The organism is Mesorhizobium sp. M5C.F.Ca.ET.164.01.1.1 (genome assembly GCF_004792125.1).
In the GTDB taxonomy this organism is placed as follows: domain Bacteria; phylum Pseudomonadota; class Alphaproteobacteria; order Rhizobiales; family Rhizobiaceae; genus Mesorhizobium; species Mesorhizobium wenxiniae.
In genome coordinates this window covers 1796732-1813355 of the sequence record NZ_SRTG01000001.1, presented here as the reverse complement: position 1 = coordinate 1813355, position 16624 = coordinate 1796732, and the positions used below count along the sequence as shown (strand labels likewise).

Genomic DNA, 16624 nt, shown 5'->3' with positions numbered 1-16624 from the left:
GCTCCTAATAGGTCTTGGCGGCTGCGATCGAGCGGCGGGCGAAACGCTCGATGTCGTTGGGATTATCCTGTTCCATGACGTAGTATTTGGCGGCACTCTTGGCGCGCAGCGCCTTGATCAGGCCGGCCCAGTCGATCGTGCCGTGGCCAACATCGGACCAGCCGTCCTCGTCAAGGCCCTCGCCAGGCTTGGCAATGTCCTTGACATGGACGGCGGCGATACGTTTGCCATACTTCTCGATCCAGGGCAGCGGATCGCCGCCGCCGCGCACCACCCAAGCCACGTCCATCTCCCAGCCAATATCGGGTGCCGCCGCGAGGATGTGCTCCTGCGGCATCGAGCCGTCGGCAAGCTTCTTGAACTCAAAATTATGGTTGTGCCACGCAAAGCCGTAGCCGGCTTTGCCAGCCGCCTCGCCGACCTTGGCCAGGCGCGCGCCGAAGCCGCGCCAGCCGGCCGTGTCGGTTGGTCTGCTCTCGGCGACCAGATAGGGGCAGATGAGCAGCGTGATGCCGAGCGCGTCGGCGATTTTGCGCACGCCATCGAAATCCTTCTCGAGCGCATCGATCGAGAAATGGCCGGTCGGCATGGCGAGCCCGTTCTTGTCGAGTTCGGCCCGAAATGCCCTGGGGTCGTCATAGACGCCGCCGAACCCCTCGACTTGCGCGTAGCCGAGCTCGCCCAGCATCTTGAGCACCCCTTTCCAAGGTTGGAAATTTCGCGCGCTGTAAAGTTGGAATGACCAGTTCATCGTCTCTGTCCGTTCTCTGGGATGGATGTGCTTGAGGTGAAGTTCTTGGAATTAGAGGCGGTTGCCGGTGGCGGCGTCGAACAGCGAAGCGCGCATCGGGTCAAAACCGATGCTCACCGTGTCGGCATTGTTTGGCGTGCGCTCAGATGTCACCCGCACGGTGAAATTCTGATTTCCGAGCTTCAGCCAGACCAGCGTGTCGGAACCCATGGGTTCGACGACCACGACATTAGCCGTGGCTGTGAAAGGCCATCCAGCGCCGCTGTTGAACGCGACATGCTCGGGCCGGATACCGAAGACGGCCGCCCCCGGCACGGGCTCCTTTTCGAAAGCGTAGGTGGCAAGCGGAATCCGCACATCCTCGGCGACGAAGTGCCAGTTGCCATCGTCCTTCTCCAGCCTGCCGTCGAGGAAATTCATCGCCGGCGAGCCGAGGAAGCCGGCGACGAACCGGTTGACCGGGCGATTGTAGATCGTCTGCGGTGCGTCGAGCTGCTGGATCACGCCGCCCTTCATCACCGCGATACGGTCGGCCAGCGTCATCGCCTCGATCTGATCGTGGGTGACATAGATCATGGTGTTCTGCAGCTTGCTGTGCAGCAGCTTGATTTCAACACGCAGTTCCGCGCGCAGCTTGGCGTCGAGATTGGAGAGCGGCTCATCGAAAAGGAAGACGTCGACGTCGCGCACCAGCGCCCGCCCGATGGCCACACGCTGGCGCTGGCCGCCCGAAAGCGCCGACGGCTTGCGTTGCAGCAGTGGTTCGATCTGCAGGATTTCTGCGGCCCGCGCGATGCGCTTGGCGATCTCGTCCCTGGGGATGCCGGCAACGCGCAGCCCGAAGGACAGGTTCTTCTCGACAGTCATCTGCGGGTAGAGCGCATAGGACTGGAACACCATGCCGATGCCACGGTCCTTGGGCTCCTCCCAGGTGACGTTCTTGCCCTTGATGAAGATGCGGCCGTCCGAAACGTCGAGCAGGCCGGCGATGCAGTTGAGCAAGGTCGACTTGCCGCAGCCGGACGGGCCGAGCAGCACGATGAACTCGCCCTCGGCGACATCGATGTTAAGCGTCTCCAGCACCGACACTGCGCCGAAATTCAGCGACAGGTCCTGGATCGAGACACTGGGATTTTCCATTCTTGTCATCATCATCCTTTCACCGCGCCGGCAGCGATGCCACGCACGAAGAGCTTGCCGGAAACGAAGTAGACGACGAGCGGTACGAGGCCGGTCAGGATGGTGGCGGCCATATTGACGTTGTATTCCTTCACGCCCTGCACCGAGTTGACGATGTTGTTGAGCTGCACCGTCATCGGATAGGTGTCGGGGCGGGTGTAGACGACGCCGAACAGGAAATCGTTCCAGATGCCGGTCACCTGCAGGATGATCGCAACGACGAAGATCGGCAGCGACATCGGCAGCATGATACGGAAATAGATGCCCCAGAAGCCGGCGCCGTCGACGCGCGCCGCCCGGAACAGTTCATCCGGCATGGAAGAAAAATAGTTGCGGAACAACAGGGTCAGGATCGGCATGCCGAAGATGGAATGAACGATCACCAGACCGCTCAGGCTGCCATAGAGGCCGATTTCGCGCAGGATGATGACGATCGGATAGATCATCACCTGATAAGGGATGAAGGCGCCGACGATCAGGATCACGAAGAAGGTATCGGCTCCCTTGAAGCGCCAGTTGGCAAGCGCGTAGCCGTTCACGGAAGCGATCGCAATTGACAGGATGACCGACGGAACGGTGATGCGCACCGAATTCCAGAAGCCGCGCGAGAGCCCGTCGCAATTGAGACCGGTGCAGGCGCTGGACCAGGCCTTCACCCAAGGCTCAAAGGTGATCTCGAGCGGCGGTGAGAAGATGTTGCCGAGGCGGATCTCCGGCATGCCCTTGAGCGACGTCACCACCATCACATAGAGCGGCAGCAGATAATACAGCGCCACCACGAGGAGCGTGCCATAGAGGAAGATGTTGCGGCGCGAGAACACATGCCGCGGCTTCGGTCCTCGCGGCCCGGATGCTTCGAGCCTGATGAGGCCCGTACCGGCAGTCAGGGAAACGGCATGGTCAGACACGCTTCCTGCCTCCGAACTCGAGATAGGCCCACGGCACGATGACGACCACCACCGACAGCAGCATCATCGTCGAGGCGGCGAAGCCCTGGCCGAGGTTCTGGGCGAAGAACATGTAGTCATAGACATATTTGGCCGGCACTTCGGAGGCGATGCCGGGACCGCCGCTGGTCTGGGCGACAACCAGGTCATAGACCTTGACGATACCGGCAGCGATGATGACAAGCGCGGTGATGAAGACCGGTCGCATCATCGGAATGATGATGAAGAGATAGGTCTTCAACGTGGGTATCCCATCCACCCGCGCGGCCTTCCAGATATCCTCGTCGATGCCGCGCAGGCCCGCCAGCATCAGGCACATGATGAGCCCGGTGCCTTGCCAGAGCGCGGCGATCAATATGCCGTAGATGACGATGTCGGAATTGTAGAGCGGATCGAAGTTGAAGCTTTCCCAGCCGAGGCCGCGCACCACCCCCTGGATTCCGAACTCCGGGTTGAGCAGCCATTGCCAGACAAGACCGGTGACGATGAAGGAAAGCGCGAATGGGTAGAGGAAGATAGTGCGGAACGTGTCTTCGAAGCGGATCTTCTGATCGAGCAACGCCGCCAGCATGAAGCCGATGACGAGAGAAAACACCAGCGAGAGCACGCCGTAGACCAGGAGGTTCTCAATCGAGACCAGCCAACGCGGCGTCGACCACAGCCGATAATACTGATCGAGCCCGACGAAGTTCAGCCGCGGCAGGAGCTTCGAATTGGTGAAGGAATAGAGCACCGTCCACGCGCTGCCGCCGACGAAGATCACCAGTGCGGTGAGGACCATCGGAATAGAGGCGACCTTGGCGTTAAGGTTGCGGAAGAGTTGATTGGGACGTTCGCTCTTGCTCATCTGCACAGCCGGGCTGGATCGGGTAAGGGCGGGAGGGTCAAGACCTTGACCCTAAGCTCCCGGCCCCGCGGTCGCGTACCGGGAGCGAGCGGTTCGTCGATCGTCAGTCCGCCGAAGCGACGATATCGGCGAAGCGCTTTTGTGCCTCTTCCACGGTCATATCAGGCTTGGCGAAGAACTCGGAGAAAAGGTCCTCCTTCTGCTTTTGAGTGTCCTGTGACAGCAGCTGGTCCGTCCAGGGCATGACGCTGCCCTTGGCCAGGATGTCGAGCCCTTTCTTCATGCAGTCGTTCGCCGTCTTGAGGTCGATATCGCCGCGCACCGGCAGCGAACCCTTCTTGAGGTTGAAGGCGACCTGCGTCTTGGGATCGAGCAGCGCTTCGGCCAGCGCTTCCTGCGCTTTGGACTTTTCAGCGTCCTGCAGCAGCGGGAAGTAGAAGGCGTCGCCACCGGTGGCGATGACCTCGTTCAGGCCAAGGCCGGGAAGACACGTATAGTCCTTGCCGGCGGTCTGGCCGGCAACCTGGAACTCGCCCTGCGCCCAGTCGCCCATGATCTGGCCGCCGGCCTTGCCGGAGATGACGAGATTGGTGGCCTGGTTCCAGTCCTGCACATTGGTGTTCTTCGCCATCTTGCGGGCATCGTCCGCGGCCTTGAATACCTTGGCGACCTCGGGTCCGGCGGCGAATTCCGCGTCCTTGTCGCGATAGACCTTCAAGAAAGTGTCCGTGCCGCCGACCGCCGTAAGCAGCACGTCAAAGGCCCCCGAGGATTGCCAGGGCTGCCCGCCGACCGCGAGCGGTATGATGCCTGCCTTCTCCAGCGCCGGGGCGGCTGCAACATATTCATTCCAATTCTTCGGCACCGGCACACCGGCCTTTTCGAAGGCCGCGTTCGACAGCCACAGCCACTGCCAGGAGTGAATGTTGACCGGCACGCAATAGATCTTGCCGTCGAGGGTACAGCCGTCGAGCAGGCTCTTCGGCTGTACGATTTCCGCCCACTTGTCCCTGGTGGCGAGATCCGTCAAGTCGCGCATCAGACCGGCCTGCACCAGTTCTTCCGCTTGCCGGCCGTGGTTGAACTGGGTGGCGCCCATGGGGTCGCCGCCAGTGATGCGGCTGATCATGATCGGCCGCGCCGTGCCGCCGGAGCCGGCGATAGCGCCGTCGACCCAATGATTACCTGTCGCGTCGAACGCCTTGGCGAATTCGGCGACCGCCGCCGCCTCGCCGCCCGAAGTCCACCAATGGGTGACTTCCAGATCCGTCGCTGCCGCCGGGCCGGCGAAAGGCAGCGCGGTTGTCACTGCCAACGCAGCGGTCATGAATTGGTATCGCATTTCGGCTCCTCCCAGAATCTGAAACGTTACAGATTTTCGATACGGCAATTGCGTGAGGCGCGCAACCCCTGAATAGGAAGCGGTTCAATATTTTTTTGAGGCGCGAACAAATTCACTCACGCAACCTGCCTGCCGCACCGCAGCAGGTAGGTTGCACCGCAAAAAGGATGCTGGAAATTCAGCGAATCTTGTTGCGCGAGCACGCCCTGACGACGTCCAGCGACTTGCCGTCGAATGGAGCGTCGCTCTGCGCAAAGAACCTGCCACCAACCGCCGTGCGATGGCAAGTGACAATCTGTAACGTTTCAGTATATAGGGTGTTCATGGGCGGAGAGTCGCGGGCAAGCTGCAATCCGCCAATTGCCGGCCTGCACGACAACTGCTATGCGCCTGACGGGCGGGATGAATGGACAGACATCAGACGGAAAAGGACGACGAGGCGTCGGGACAGGGCCGGCCGACGCTGAAGACGCTTGCCTTCATGACCGGGCTGGGCGTCACCACCGTGTCGCGGGCGCTGAAGGACGCGCCCGAGATCGGCGCCGAAACAAGACGGCGCGTCCAGCTCGTCGCCAAGCAGATCGGTTACCGCCCCAACCGTGCCGGTGTGCGCCTGCGGACCGGCAAGACCAACGTCATCAGCCTCGTGCTCAATACCGAGCGCGAGATCATGAGCTTCGTCTCGGACATCATCTACGGCGTCTCGGAAGTCATCGCCGACACACCCTATCACCTGATCGTTACGCCCTATTCACGCTCTCAGGATCCCCTGGACCCGATACGTTATCTGGTGGAAACCGGCTCCGCCGACGGCGTCATCATTTCGCGGACTCAGCCGAATGACCCCAGGGCCCGTTACATGCTGGAGCGTGGCATCCCCTTTGCCACGCATGGCCGCACCGATATGGGGCTGATCCATCCCTATCATGATTTCGATAATTACGCGTTCGCGACCGAGGCTGTACGCCATCTGGCCGGCGTCGGCCGCCGCAGGCTGGCTCTGCTGGCGCCGCCAGTCGAGCTGACCTACCACAGTCATACGCTGAACGGCTTCACCGATGCGCTGAGCGAGGTCGGCGCCAGCGAAATCCCGTTCAACACCGTTTCGATCGACCATTCGATCGAGCAGATCAGAATGAGGACCGCACAGCTGATGCGCCGCGACGCCAGGCCCGACGGTTTCGTCAGCAGTGCCGCCGCCGCTACACTCGCCATCGTCGCCGGCATCGAGGACGCCGGCCTCAAGCTCGGCCGGGACGTCGACGTGGTGTCCAAGCAGTCGTCCGACCTGCTCCACCTGTTCCGTAGGGAATTGCTGGTGGTCAACGAGAACTTCCGGCTGGCCGGCGCCGAGCTTGCCCGCTCAGTGTTGGGCTGGATCGGCGGCGCAGCACCTGGCTCCTTGCAGAGCCTGAGCATGCCGACCGAGGTTCTGGCGTATCGCCGCGACTAGCCTGCCGCTCCGCTTCCCCACGGGCCATGGAACGCGCCCTGCCCGTCGATACGCTCGAACCCGTGCGCGCCGAAGAAATCGCGCTGCGCCTGGATCAGGTTCGAGGTGCCGCGGCCCTGGCGGTAGCTATCGAAATAGGCGAGTGCCGAAGACAGTGCCGGGACCGGTGAGCCGGCTTCCGACGCCCTTGCCACGATCCGCCGGAGCGATGGATGCGCCTCCTGCATCATCGCGATGAAAGCCGGTGCCATCAGCAGATTGGTGGCCGCCCCGCCGGTGCCGAAGGCTTCCGCCATCGTGTCCAGCAATTGCGAGCGGATGATGCAGCCGGCCCGCCAGATCTTGGCGATTGTCGGCATCGGTAGGTTCCAGTTGAATTCCTTCGACGCGCCGCTCATCACCGCGAAACCTTGCGCATAGGCTGATATCTTGCCGGCGAACAGCGCCAGCTCGAGATCGTTGAGAAGCGCGCCCTTGTCTCCGGAAATCTTGGTCACGCCGCCATTGCCATAGGCCTTTTCGGCGGCCAGGCGCTCGTCCTTGATCGATGACAGCACGCGCGCCGCCACCGCGGCTTCTATCGCGGTGGCCGGAATGCCGAGCTGCTGCGCCTCGATGACCGACCATTTGCCGGTGCCCTTCTGGCCGGCGCGGTCGAGGATGATGTCGACCACCGGCTTGCCTGTCTTCGGATCGTCGGCGGCGAGCACCTTGGCGGCGATCTCGATCAGATAGGAGTTGAGCCGGCCTTTGTTCCAGCCGGCAAACACCTGTGCGATCTCCTTCGGCCCCATGCTCAAGCCGTCGCGCAAGATGCCGTAGATCTCGGCGATCATCTGCATGTCGGCATATTCGATGCCATTGTGGATGGTCTTGACGAAATGCCCGGCGCCATCGGTGCCGAGCCATGCCGCGCAGGGCTCATCCCTGAACTTGGCCGAAATGGCGGTCAGCACCTTTTCAACGCGTTTCCAGGACTCTTCCGTGCCACCGACCATGATCGACGGTCCATGGCGCGCACCTTCTTCGCCGCCGGACACGCCCATGCCGATGAAGGTGAGACCCGAATCGGAAAGCTCGGAGAAGCGTCGCATTGTGTCGCGGAAATTGGCGTTGCCGGCATCGACAACGATGTCGTTGGCCGAGAGCACGCCGCGCAGCGCCGCGATCTGCTCGTCGACCGGCTTGCCGGCCAGCACCATGATGATGATCGGGCGCGGCGGCCGGATGGCGGCGGCGAGTTCCTCCAGGCTGTAGCAGGGCACGACCATGTTCTTCAGCGCCCCGGCATTCTCGACAAAGGCGTCGGTGCGCGCGGCGGTGCGATTGAAGACGGCTATGCGGTGCCCCTTCTCGGCGATATTGAGCGCCAGGTTGGAGCCCATCGTGCCAAGGCCGATCAGGCCGATTTCGGCTTTTTCCATCGTTTCTTCCTTGTGATCTTTTGTTGAGGCGGCGATTTGTGGCGACGCCCAAACTTCTCGGGATGCCATTCTTATCGAGATACCAATCTTGCCGAAATGAATGACGGGCCTTCAGAGCTGCGTCAACCGCCTCGCTGAATTGTGTTCCAGACCGTCAGCTTGTCCTTACGGCCTGATGTCGATCGGCGCCTCGATCTTCATGATTTTGAAATCCGAGATGAGGATGTCGAGCCGCGCCGTCCATCGCCCGGGGACCGGGATGACGAGATCGTCGACGCGCCAGGTACCGTCGCCGCGCATTGTCGCCGCGCGCTTGATCGGCTCGATGCCGGCATCGGGTTTTGACAGCACCATCGTCACTTGGCTTGCGTCGAGCGGGCCGAAATCGCCGGTCATGATGACCATCGAGGCGGCAACCGGCCCAACATGGCCGGGCGTGATGCTGACGTCGGCCATCGCCTTCGGCGTGTGGATATGCACCGATGCCGGCTGCGCTGCTGCGATCGCCAGGGCGCGTGGCGGCGGCGTGAAGCGCCAGCCGGCAACAATGCCGAAGATCGCCAGAATGATCAGCATTTCAATGCCAATCGAGCGGACCAGCCTCCTCTGTACTTCCGTCTCTCCCGCTTCGGCCGGACCGGTCAGCTTCCAGCGGTTGGTCGCGGCCAGCGTGAACAGAAAGAACAGCAGCACCAGCTTGATCAGCAGCAGCCGGCCATAGGCGGTCTCGAGCAAAGCTGCGGGCGCCTGCACCTGGATGACAGCCAGCACGATGCCGGTGGCGGCAAGCACGGCCACGACGGGCAGGATCGCCTGGGAAAACCGGCGCAGGAAAGGCGCGGCCTCGACCGGCTTCCATCTCATGGCGAGACCGAGCGGCGTCAGCGCCCCGGCCCAGAAGGCAATGCCGGCACCGTGCAGAAACATCATCGGCCTTGTCAGCCATCGCGGTTCGGCAGCACTTGCATGCCCGCTGGCGGCGAGGGCGGCACCGACAGCGGCCAAGCCGGCAAGGGCAAACAGCTTTGCCCCGCCGCGCGGCCCGACCAGCGTCAGCAGGCCAAGCCCGAGCGCCACCAGCGCGACCAGCACCGTCCGGCCGAAGCTGGTGCCGAGCCCGGCCTGCCAGACGCCCGGCTGCGCCAGCCGGACGAGCGGTGCGCCGAGCGCGTCCAGTCCCTGGAAGCCGAGGGACAAGGGCGCCGCGACAAGGCCGCACAGGATTGCGGTGATGACGAAGCGCCGGCCGGAACGCCCGCCCTTCGCCAGCCAGGCGATGGCAAAGGCGCCGCCGACGCCGAGAAAGAGGCCGACATAGAGAAAGATCTTGCCGATCCAGATAGCCGATCTCAGACCCCGGTCGACGACTTCGGAGACGGCCGGCGCAACACTCGGCGCGCCGATGGAAAACAGCACCGAGCCGCCGACCGGATGGCCATCGGCGGAAATCACCCGCCAGCTCAGCACATGCGTGCCGGACCCGAGCCTTTGCGGATTGTCGATCTCGACCGTCTGGCCACTGAGCCGAAAGGACGTCAGTGGAACCGGCGTCCCGTCAGGCTGCACCAAGGTCAGAACTAGCGGCGATACCGGTTCGCTGAAGGTCAGCGAGAATTGCGCGGAGCTCTGCGCCAGCACGGCGCCGTCCTCCGGGTCGGTTGTGACCAGCGCCGCATGGGCGAAGGCCTGACTTGGCGCGGCAATCGCGGCAAGCAGCACGATCGCAGCCGCCAGGCCGATAGCAAGACGGCCGGTTGTGCAGACCGTTCGCAGGATGGATGCCGCGCTCATGTCACCGCCATAAAGACAGCGGCGCGCTCTTTCGGCTAGAGCGCGCCGCGTAAGGATCACTTCTTCGGCAGTAGCTTGAGGCCGGGCGCCGGATATTCCAGCGCATCCTCATCCTGGCCGGCCGCGGGAATCTCGATCCAGCGTTCGGCGGCGCCGTCGCATTCCTGCACCACCGGGAAGTAGAGCATTTGGCCGGCCGGCAGATCCGCCGCCAGTGTCCCGCGGAAGACGAACTCGTCGTAGAATTCGTCCGGCAGGCTGCCGCCGCTCCAATCGACTTCCCTAGCGCCTGATGTCACCGCCTCACCATATAGCTGGTAGGATTTCTCGTATCTGCCTTTCTTGACCTGCAGCGTCCAGCCCGGCTTCGGCATCGGCTTCACCGAAATCACCCCTTCCGGGATCTGCACGCGCACGGCGGTCGTCGCCTTGCCCTCACAGCCATGCGGCACGCGCAGGATAGCCTTGTAGGTCGAACCGACCGCCTCCTCCTTCGTTTCGAGCGTGACGTGGGCGAAGGCCGCGCTTGTCCCCAAGACGAAAATCGCGCCGGCCGACAAGAGACACCTGTTCATGATGGTCCCTCAGATTTTCGAATTGTGCGGATCTGGCCGGGTCAGTTGGCGTGATTGTCCATACCGCCCGTTTCGCCGATGCCTTCCACGGCGAAGTCGACAGTGACGGTGCCGGCCTTCTCGAAAATCAGCGTGGCTGGAAACGTCTCGCCTTGCTTCGGTTGCCGTTTCAGCCCGACGAACATCAGATGATAGCCGCCGGGTGCCAGCGCGACCTTGCCGCCGGTCGGGATTTCAAGGCCACCGGTGACCGGCCGCATGGTCATGACGCCGTCCTTGACACCCATCTCGTGCAGTTCGGCCTTGGCCGAAATTTCAGAGGAGATCGACAGCAGCCGGTCCGGCGAACTGCCGGTGTTGGTGACGGTGAAATAGCCGCCAGCCACTTTGGCGCCGGGCGGCGTGGCACGCGACCAGGGATGCACGATCTCGAGGTCGCCGACCTTGAACTCATGCGCGAAAACGGCCTGGGCGCCGACGAACAGGAGGGCAAGGAGGAACACGGTGATGCCGAGTCGCTCCTCGAAGTGGCGCAAGAACGAGCTGTTGCGGCCGAACCGCGCGCGGAAAGCGTGAGACATGATAGCTCCAAGAACTGACAAATCGCGCCGTCGGCCGGTCGCGAACAGTTTCGATGTTGAATGAATGCGCCCGCGAAAAGTTTCCGCAAGGCGAACTGGAACGGATCAGGCCGTCGCCGGCGGGGCGCGCGGATTCGACGGAGAGCGGTCGCGGGCAAAGTCGAGATGCCTGAACGCCGGCAGCACGAAAGCGACGGTTTCGACGGGAAAATTGCCGGGCACCATGGCGGCAGCGGGTGGCGGCGCATAGGCAGACGAGGCCACACCGCAGCCAAGCATGCAGCAAGCCGGCATGTGCTGGTGTGAATCGCCGCCTGGAAGCTCGGCCGCGCCCTCCTGGGTGCAGATGACATTGCCGAAAGCGTCGAGTTGCGAAGCATTTGGGCTCAAGCCGAAGGCGAACGCGCCAAGCGCCGACTGGAGCACGAGAAAATAGGCCGCGGCGAACGCGGCCGGCATGCTCCATCGTCTCCGCCGGATATTCAAAGACCTGCCTCCTCACGCAGCAACGGCCATATATCTAGCACGCGGCCGGCGGGCGGAAAATCGTCAAATCACTGCTGCGGCAACGCGCGCTTTAGGCCCGTTGCGGGTGCTGGCCTTCCGGAATCGAGGTCAGCAGCGTATTGCGCGCCGACTTCAGATGCTTGCGGCAGGCGGCGTCGATCTTGCCGAGATCGCGCGATTTGAGTGCCGCGATATAGGCCAGGTGTTCCGCGACGGCCACTTCGTTGCGCTCGCGCTCCTGCGCCTTGTTCCACTGGTAGTGGTAGTGGAAAATCATCGCGATGACGTCGTAGAAATCGACGATGAAGCGATTGTGCGACGCGCGGTGGATCAGCCGGTGAAAGCGCTCGTCGAGCTCCGAAAATTCGTTGAAGCGCGTGGCGATCTCGCGCCCCAGCAGGCGATGCTCGTCTTCCAGGAGGTCGAGGTCGGCCCAGACCGGACTTGCTTCCGGCAGGGCGGCAAAGGCGGCGGCCGAGCGCAATTCGAACATCTCGCGGATTTCGGTCAATTCCAGCGCGAATGCGCGGGTAAAACCTTTCAGCACCCAATGGCTGTTGCGGCGCTTCTCGATCAGCCCGAAGCGGGAAAAGCGGATCAGGAACTCGCGCACGCTAGTGGTGCCGACGCCGATCTCGCGCGCCAGCTCGAGCTCGTTGATCTGCATGCCGGGCTCGGCACCGCCGGCAAGCAGCCGCCGCATGAAGGAGCGCTCGATGATCTGCGACAGCGTGTCGGTCTCTTCCTCGGGGAAAAAGTCGTCCGCCCGCGGCACGCGCAAAACCGTCTTGCTGCGCTTGTTCCAGGCGATCAGCCCCGTCTCTTCCATGCGCGCGAGGATGGTGCGGATCGTCGTGCGGCTGACGCCGAGCAGCGCACCCAATTCGGGCTCCGACGGCAGGCTCTTCGTTTCGTCGAGCAGCCGCAGACCGCGATTGTAGGCGTCTTTGTAGACGTTGTTGCTCTTAGACATCCCTGCCCCGTTGCGCCGGCGCTTGCAGCGGCCAGTTTGAAGCGCGATATGATAAAAGTTCCTAGCGCGCGCCCTCAAAAAAAAGTGGAATCACCTTCCAGGATCAGGGTCCTCTGCCCTTCCGGATTTACGCGCGACGCTTTCGCGAAAAAACAATTGACGCAAAACTGTTTTTTCACGATAAAAGACATTATCTTTTAACAGGCGCGTGTCAATCCGCTCGCACATCCCAGGAACACCCAGGAAACTGCCCGTGAACGCCGCAAACAGCATTCTTCTGTCTCCCGCCGACAATGTCGCGGTTGCCAATGGCCGCATCGACATCGGCGCGGTGCTGCCGGGCGGCGCCGTTGCCACAGCGTTGATCGAACCCGGCCACAAGGTTGCGATCAAGCCGATCGCCGCCGGCGAGGCCGTGGTCAAATACGCCCAGGCGATCGGTCGCGCCACGCAGGACATTGCGCCCGGCGAGCATGTTCATTCGCATAATCTGGTCTTCGAGTCCGGGCGTTTACCGGTGGTGCCGCCGAGCGAAGCCGTGCACGCGACCGAGTCCGACCGCAGCCGCACCTTCATGGGCTACCGTCGCGCCGACGGCCGTGCCGGCACGCGCAACTTCATCGGCATTCTCGCCAGCGTCAATTGCTCGGCCACCGTCTGCCACGCCATCGCCGACGAGGCGAACCGCACGCTTCTACCCAGATACCCCGGCATCGACGGCTTCGTTCCGATCGTCCACGGCCAGGGCTGCGGCATGAGCGCCACCGGCGACGGCATGATGGTGCTGCACCGCACGCTTGCCGGTTATGCCCGCCATCCGAATTTCGGCGGCGTGCTGATGGTCGGGCTTGGCTGCGAGGTCAACCAGCTCACCCTCTATGGCCAGAAGGGCGTCGCCGCGGGAAAACGCCATTTCAACATCCAGGAAGCCGGCGGCTCGCGCAAATCGGTCGAGAAGGCAATGGTCGTGCTGGGAGAGATCGCCGAGGAGGTCGGCAAGCTTGAGCGTGAGCCGATCCCGGTCAGCGAGATCGTCGTCGGCCTGCAATGCGGCGGCTCGGACGGCATGTCCGGCATCACCGCCAATCCGGCGTTGGGCGCCGCCGTTGACATCCTGGCCGGCGTCGGCGGCATCGGCATTCTCTCCGAGACCACCGAAATCTACGGCGCCGAGCATCTGCTCGCCTATCGCGCGGCGACGCCGGAGATCGCCGCCAAGCTCGACGGCTATGTGAAATGGTGGGAAGACCATGTCGCCAAGCATGGCGCCTCCATTGACAACAATCCTTCGCCCGGCAACAAGCGCGGCGGCCTGACCACCATCCTGGAAAAGTCGCTTGGCGCGGTCGCCAAGGGCGGCCAGACACCGCTCAACGGCGTCTTCGGTTATGCCGAAAAGGTCAGCGGCCACGGGCTGGTGTTCATGGACACGCCCGGCTACGACCCGGTTTCCGCCACCGGCCAGGTGGCAGGCGGCGCCAATGTCATCGTCTTCACCACCGGCCGCGGTTCCTGCTTCGGCTGCCGGCCGACGCCGTCGATCAAGGTCGCCAGCAACTCGACCATGTACCACACCATGGAAGAGGACATGGACGTGAATTGCGGCGTCATCGCCTCGGGCGAAAAGACCATTGCCGGCATGGGCCGCGAGATCTTCGAACTGATCGTCGAGACGGCTTCCGGCCGCAAGACCAAGAGCGAGGACTTCGGCTACGGCGATAACGAGTTCGTGCCGTGGCACCTCGGCGCGACCCTCTAGAGCAGCCACTAACTGACTTAGACATAGACGCGCCAGGCAAATGGCCGGCGGGAGGCTTTGCATGAAGAAACGCCGTGTCGGCAGCACCGCGCTGGAAATAACCGAGGTCAGCTTCGGCGGCGCGGCGATCGGCGGCCTCTACCGAGCTTGCCCTCGCGAGGCGGCGATGCAGACGCTGCAGGTCGCCTGGGATACCGGTTTGCGCTATTTCGATACGGCGCCCTTCTACGGGTTCGGCCTCTCGGAACGCCGCTTCGGCGATTTCTTGCGCGACAAGCCGCGGGACTCCTACGTGCTGTCGACCAAGGTTGGGCGCCTGTTCCGGCCGGTGCCGGAAGGCCAGATCCCGGACCATTCCTATGTCGATCCGCTGCCCTTTGCGCTCGACTACGACTATTCCTACGACGGCATCATGCGCTCGGTCGAGTTCAGCTATGCGCGGCTTGGCCTCAATCGGATCGACATCCTGTTCGTCCACGACATCGGCGTCTACACGCATGGCGTCGAGAAAACGAAGCTGCATTTCCGCCAGCTGATGGATGGCGGGCTGAAGGCGCTGGAAGAGCTGAAGTCGTCCAGGGCCATTTCCGCCTACGGCCTTGGTGTGAACGAGGTGCAGATCTGTCTCGATGTGCTGCGCCAGGCGCCGCTCGACTGCATCCTGCTCGCCAGCCGCTATTCGCTGCTCGATCGCACCGCCGAAGCCGAATTGCTGCCGTTTTGCCGGCAACGGCAGACTTCGCTGATCATCGGTGGCGTCTTCAATTCCGGCATCTTGGCGACCGGCCCGGTGCCGGGTGCGCATTTCGACTACCTGCCGGCCACCCAGAACATTCTCGACCGCGTCGGCGCCATGGAAAAAATCGCCACCGAGGGCGACTATCCGCTTGCCGCGGCGGCATTCCAGTTCCCGTTGCACGAGCCTGTGGTAGCCTCCGTGCTGACGGGCACCGCCAAGCCGACCAACCTGACGCGAAATCTCCAACTGCTCGACATCCAGGTGCCCGAAACCGAATTCTCCAAATATGATCCTTATACGGTCGTACAGAAACTCGGCTGATGCGCTGCGACCTTCGCCTTCGTCGGTTAAACGCCGGACGATGCGATAGAAGGCGTAACAATCGTATGCCCAAAAAGAATGAATATTCCATCTGACTGGTTGGTGGAATTAATATTCCATACCATTCGGAGAGGATCTGTAGGGTTGGCAATGAGGATCGGCAAGGGCGCTCTCTTTCGGTCTAGCCATCCCGAGACCGATACGAAACACCGCTTGCGTCGACCCAACCTATGCACTATCAAAATGCGGTAAATGTTTTTTATTGATAAAGTTCCGTTTGGGCAGCGCCTATCCAAACCGAGCTTCAACAACGTTCACCGGGCGACATAGGGAGGAAGCCTAATGAAATTCGTGACCAGCATTCTCAACCGCCGCGCCTTCGTGGCGCTCGCCGCCGCCTCGATGCTTGGCGGCGTGATGCATTCGGCGCCGGCTTCGGCGGCGGACGTAACCATTCCGATCATCGTCAAGGACACCACCTCTTTCTACTGGCAGATCGTCCTGGCTGGCGCCCGCAAGGCAGGTAAGGACCTCGGGGTCAATGTGCCGGAACTCGGCGCCCAGGCGGAGACCGACGTCAACGGCCAGATCTCGATCCTTGAAAACGCGGTCGCCGGCACCCCGGCTGCCGTCGTCATCGCACCGACCGAAGCCAAGGCGCTCGGCAAGCCGATCGATGAGGCAGCCACCAAGGTCAAGATCATCGGCATCGACTCCGGCGCCGATTCCAAGGCCTTCACCTCGTTCCTGACCACAGACAATATCCAGGGCGGCCGCGTCGCCGCTGACGGGCTGGCGGCCGCGATCGGCGAAGCCAATGGCGGCAAAATCGAGGGCGACGTCGCCCTGATCACCGCGCTTCCGGGCGCTGGCTCGCTCGAACAGCGCGCCCAGGGCTTCAAGGAACAGCTTGCCGCCAAATATCCCGGCCTCAAGCTCATTGCCGACAAATACGCCGACGGCCAGGCCACCACCGGCCTCAACATCGCGACCGACCTGATCACCGCCAACCCGAACCTCAAGGGCATCTTCGCCTCCAACCTGATCATGGCGCAGGGCGTCGGTCAGGCGATCGCCGAGAACAGCCTTGCCGGCAAGGTCGGACTGATCGGCTTCGACAGCGACGAGAAGCTGGTCAAGTTCCTCAACGACGGCGTCATTTCCGGTCTCGTCGTCCAGGATCCGTACCGCATGGGCTATGACGGCATCAAGACGGCGCTCGCGGCCTCGAAAGGCGAAAAGGTCGAGGCCAATGTCGACACCGGCGCCAACCTCGTCACCAAGGCCAATATGAAGGATCCGAAGATCGACGCGCTGCTCAATCCGAAGCTCGACTGAGCACCGGCATTGGCGCCCCGTTTCCGGGGCCTCGTTGCCCCGGAAACACCCTGAAAGTGCTTCGAAATCAGCCGGCCTCAATACCCTTGACGATGGA

At 62.6% G+C, this 16624-nt stretch carries 16 protein-coding genes; 4 read left to right on the top strand and 12 right to left on the bottom strand.

Going from position 1 to position 16624, the window contains the following annotated elements; translation table 11 throughout:
- Positions 1-4: 4 nt before the first annotated feature.
- The 5 genes from EN807_RS08925 to EN807_RS08905 form a co-directional block, all read right to left on the bottom strand.
- Complete coding sequence (locus tag EN807_RS08925; RefSeq protein WP_135934656.1) at positions 5-751, bottom strand: sugar phosphate isomerase/epimerase; 747 nt, start codon at positions 749-751, stop codon at positions 5-7.
- 51 nt (positions 752-802) lie between these two features.
- The gene (locus EN807_RS08920) at positions 803-1900 is read right to left on the bottom strand and encodes an ABC transporter ATP-binding protein (protein WP_127318032.1); all 1098 of its coding nucleotides are present in this window, start codon (positions 1898-1900) and stop codon (positions 803-805) included.
- Positions 1901-1902: 2 nt separating this feature from the next.
- Complete coding sequence (locus EN807_RS08915; RefSeq protein WP_127318026.1) at positions 1903-2838, bottom strand: carbohydrate ABC transporter permease; 936 nt, start codon at positions 2836-2838, stop codon at positions 1903-1905.
- The gene (locus EN807_RS08910; protein WP_135934655.1) at positions 2831-3724 is read right to left on the bottom strand and encodes a sugar ABC transporter permease; all 894 of its coding nucleotides are present in this window, start codon (positions 3722-3724) and stop codon (positions 2831-2833) included. Before EN807_RS08910 ends, EN807_RS08915 begins: the two co-directional genes overlap by 8 nt.
- Before the next feature lie 103 nt (positions 3725-3827).
- Positions 3828-5066 (bottom strand): ABC transporter substrate-binding protein, encoded by a 1239-nt coding sequence (locus tag EN807_RS08905; RefSeq protein WP_135934654.1) that lies wholly within the window; start codon positions 5064-5066, stop codon positions 3828-3830.
- Between the two features lie 406 nt (positions 5067-5472).
- Between EN807_RS08905 and EN807_RS08900 the strand changes: the two genes are divergently transcribed.
- The gene (locus tag EN807_RS08900; protein ID WP_135934653.1) at positions 5473-6519 is read left to right on the top strand and encodes a LacI family transcriptional regulator; all 1047 of its coding nucleotides are present in this window, start codon (positions 5473-5475) and stop codon (positions 6517-6519) included.
- On the opposite strand, the gene gndA is transcribed toward EN807_RS08900, so the two are convergent.
- The 7 genes from gndA to EN807_RS35450 form a co-directional block, all read right to left on the bottom strand.
- Positions 6516-7943 (bottom strand): NADP-dependent phosphogluconate dehydrogenase, encoded by a 1428-nt coding sequence (gene gndA / locus EN807_RS08895; protein WP_135934652.1) that lies wholly within the window; start codon positions 7941-7943, stop codon positions 6516-6518. The two genes, EN807_RS08900 and gndA, sit on opposite strands and share 4 nt — an antisense overlap.
- Positions 7944-8108: 165 nt before the next feature.
- A complete protein-coding gene (locus tag EN807_RS08890; protein WP_135934651.1) occupies positions 8109-9734 on the bottom strand; it encodes a copper resistance CopC/CopD family protein in 1626 nt (541 codons plus the stop codon).
- A gap of 56 nt (positions 9735-9790) precedes the next feature.
- Complete coding sequence (locus tag EN807_RS08885; RefSeq protein ID WP_135934650.1) at positions 9791-10309, bottom strand: YcnI family protein; 519 nt, start codon at positions 10307-10309, stop codon at positions 9791-9793.
- 41 nt (positions 10310-10350) lie between these two features.
- Positions 10351-10890, bottom strand: coding sequence for a copper chaperone PCu(A)C (locus EN807_RS08880; protein ID WP_135934649.1), 540 nt, complete (start codon positions 10888-10890; stop codon positions 10351-10353).
- A gap of 105 nt (positions 10891-10995) precedes the next feature.
- Positions 10996-11349, bottom strand: coding sequence for a DUF2946 family protein (locus EN807_RS08875; protein WP_135934648.1), 354 nt, complete (start codon positions 11347-11349; stop codon positions 10996-10998).
- A gap of 118 nt (positions 11350-11467) precedes the next feature.
- On the bottom strand, positions 11468-12370 hold the full coding sequence (locus tag EN807_RS08870; protein ID WP_135934647.1) for a GntR family transcriptional regulator: 903 nt from the start codon (positions 12368-12370) through the stop codon (positions 11468-11470).
- 90 nt (positions 12371-12460) lie between these two features.
- Positions 12461-12643 carry a hypothetical protein gene (locus EN807_RS35450; RefSeq protein WP_135934646.1) on the bottom strand — a complete coding sequence of 61 codons (183 nt, stop codon included), beginning with the start codon at positions 12641-12643 and terminating at the stop codon, positions 12461-12463.
- Between EN807_RS35450 and EN807_RS08860 the strand changes: the two genes are divergently transcribed.
- The 3 genes from EN807_RS08860 (at position 12624) to EN807_RS08850 (ending at position 16527) form a co-directional block, all read left to right on the top strand.
- Positions 12624-14129 carry an altronate dehydratase family protein gene (locus tag EN807_RS08860; protein ID WP_135934645.1) on the top strand — a complete coding sequence of 502 codons (1506 nt, stop codon included), beginning with the start codon at positions 12624-12626 and terminating at the stop codon, positions 14127-14129. The genes EN807_RS35450 and EN807_RS08860 overlap by 20 nt on opposite strands.
- Positions 14130-14190: 61 nt before the next feature.
- Positions 14191-15189 carry an aldo/keto reductase gene (locus EN807_RS08855; RefSeq protein ID WP_135934644.1) on the top strand — a complete coding sequence of 333 codons (999 nt, stop codon included), beginning with the start codon at positions 14191-14193 and terminating at the stop codon, positions 15187-15189.
- A 342-nt stretch (positions 15190-15531) separates the two neighbouring features.
- Positions 15532-16527, top strand: a complete 996-nt coding sequence (locus tag EN807_RS08850; protein ID WP_135934643.1) for an ABC transporter substrate-binding protein — start codon at positions 15532-15534, stop codon at positions 16525-16527.
- Positions 16528-16624 lie beyond the last annotated feature (97 nt).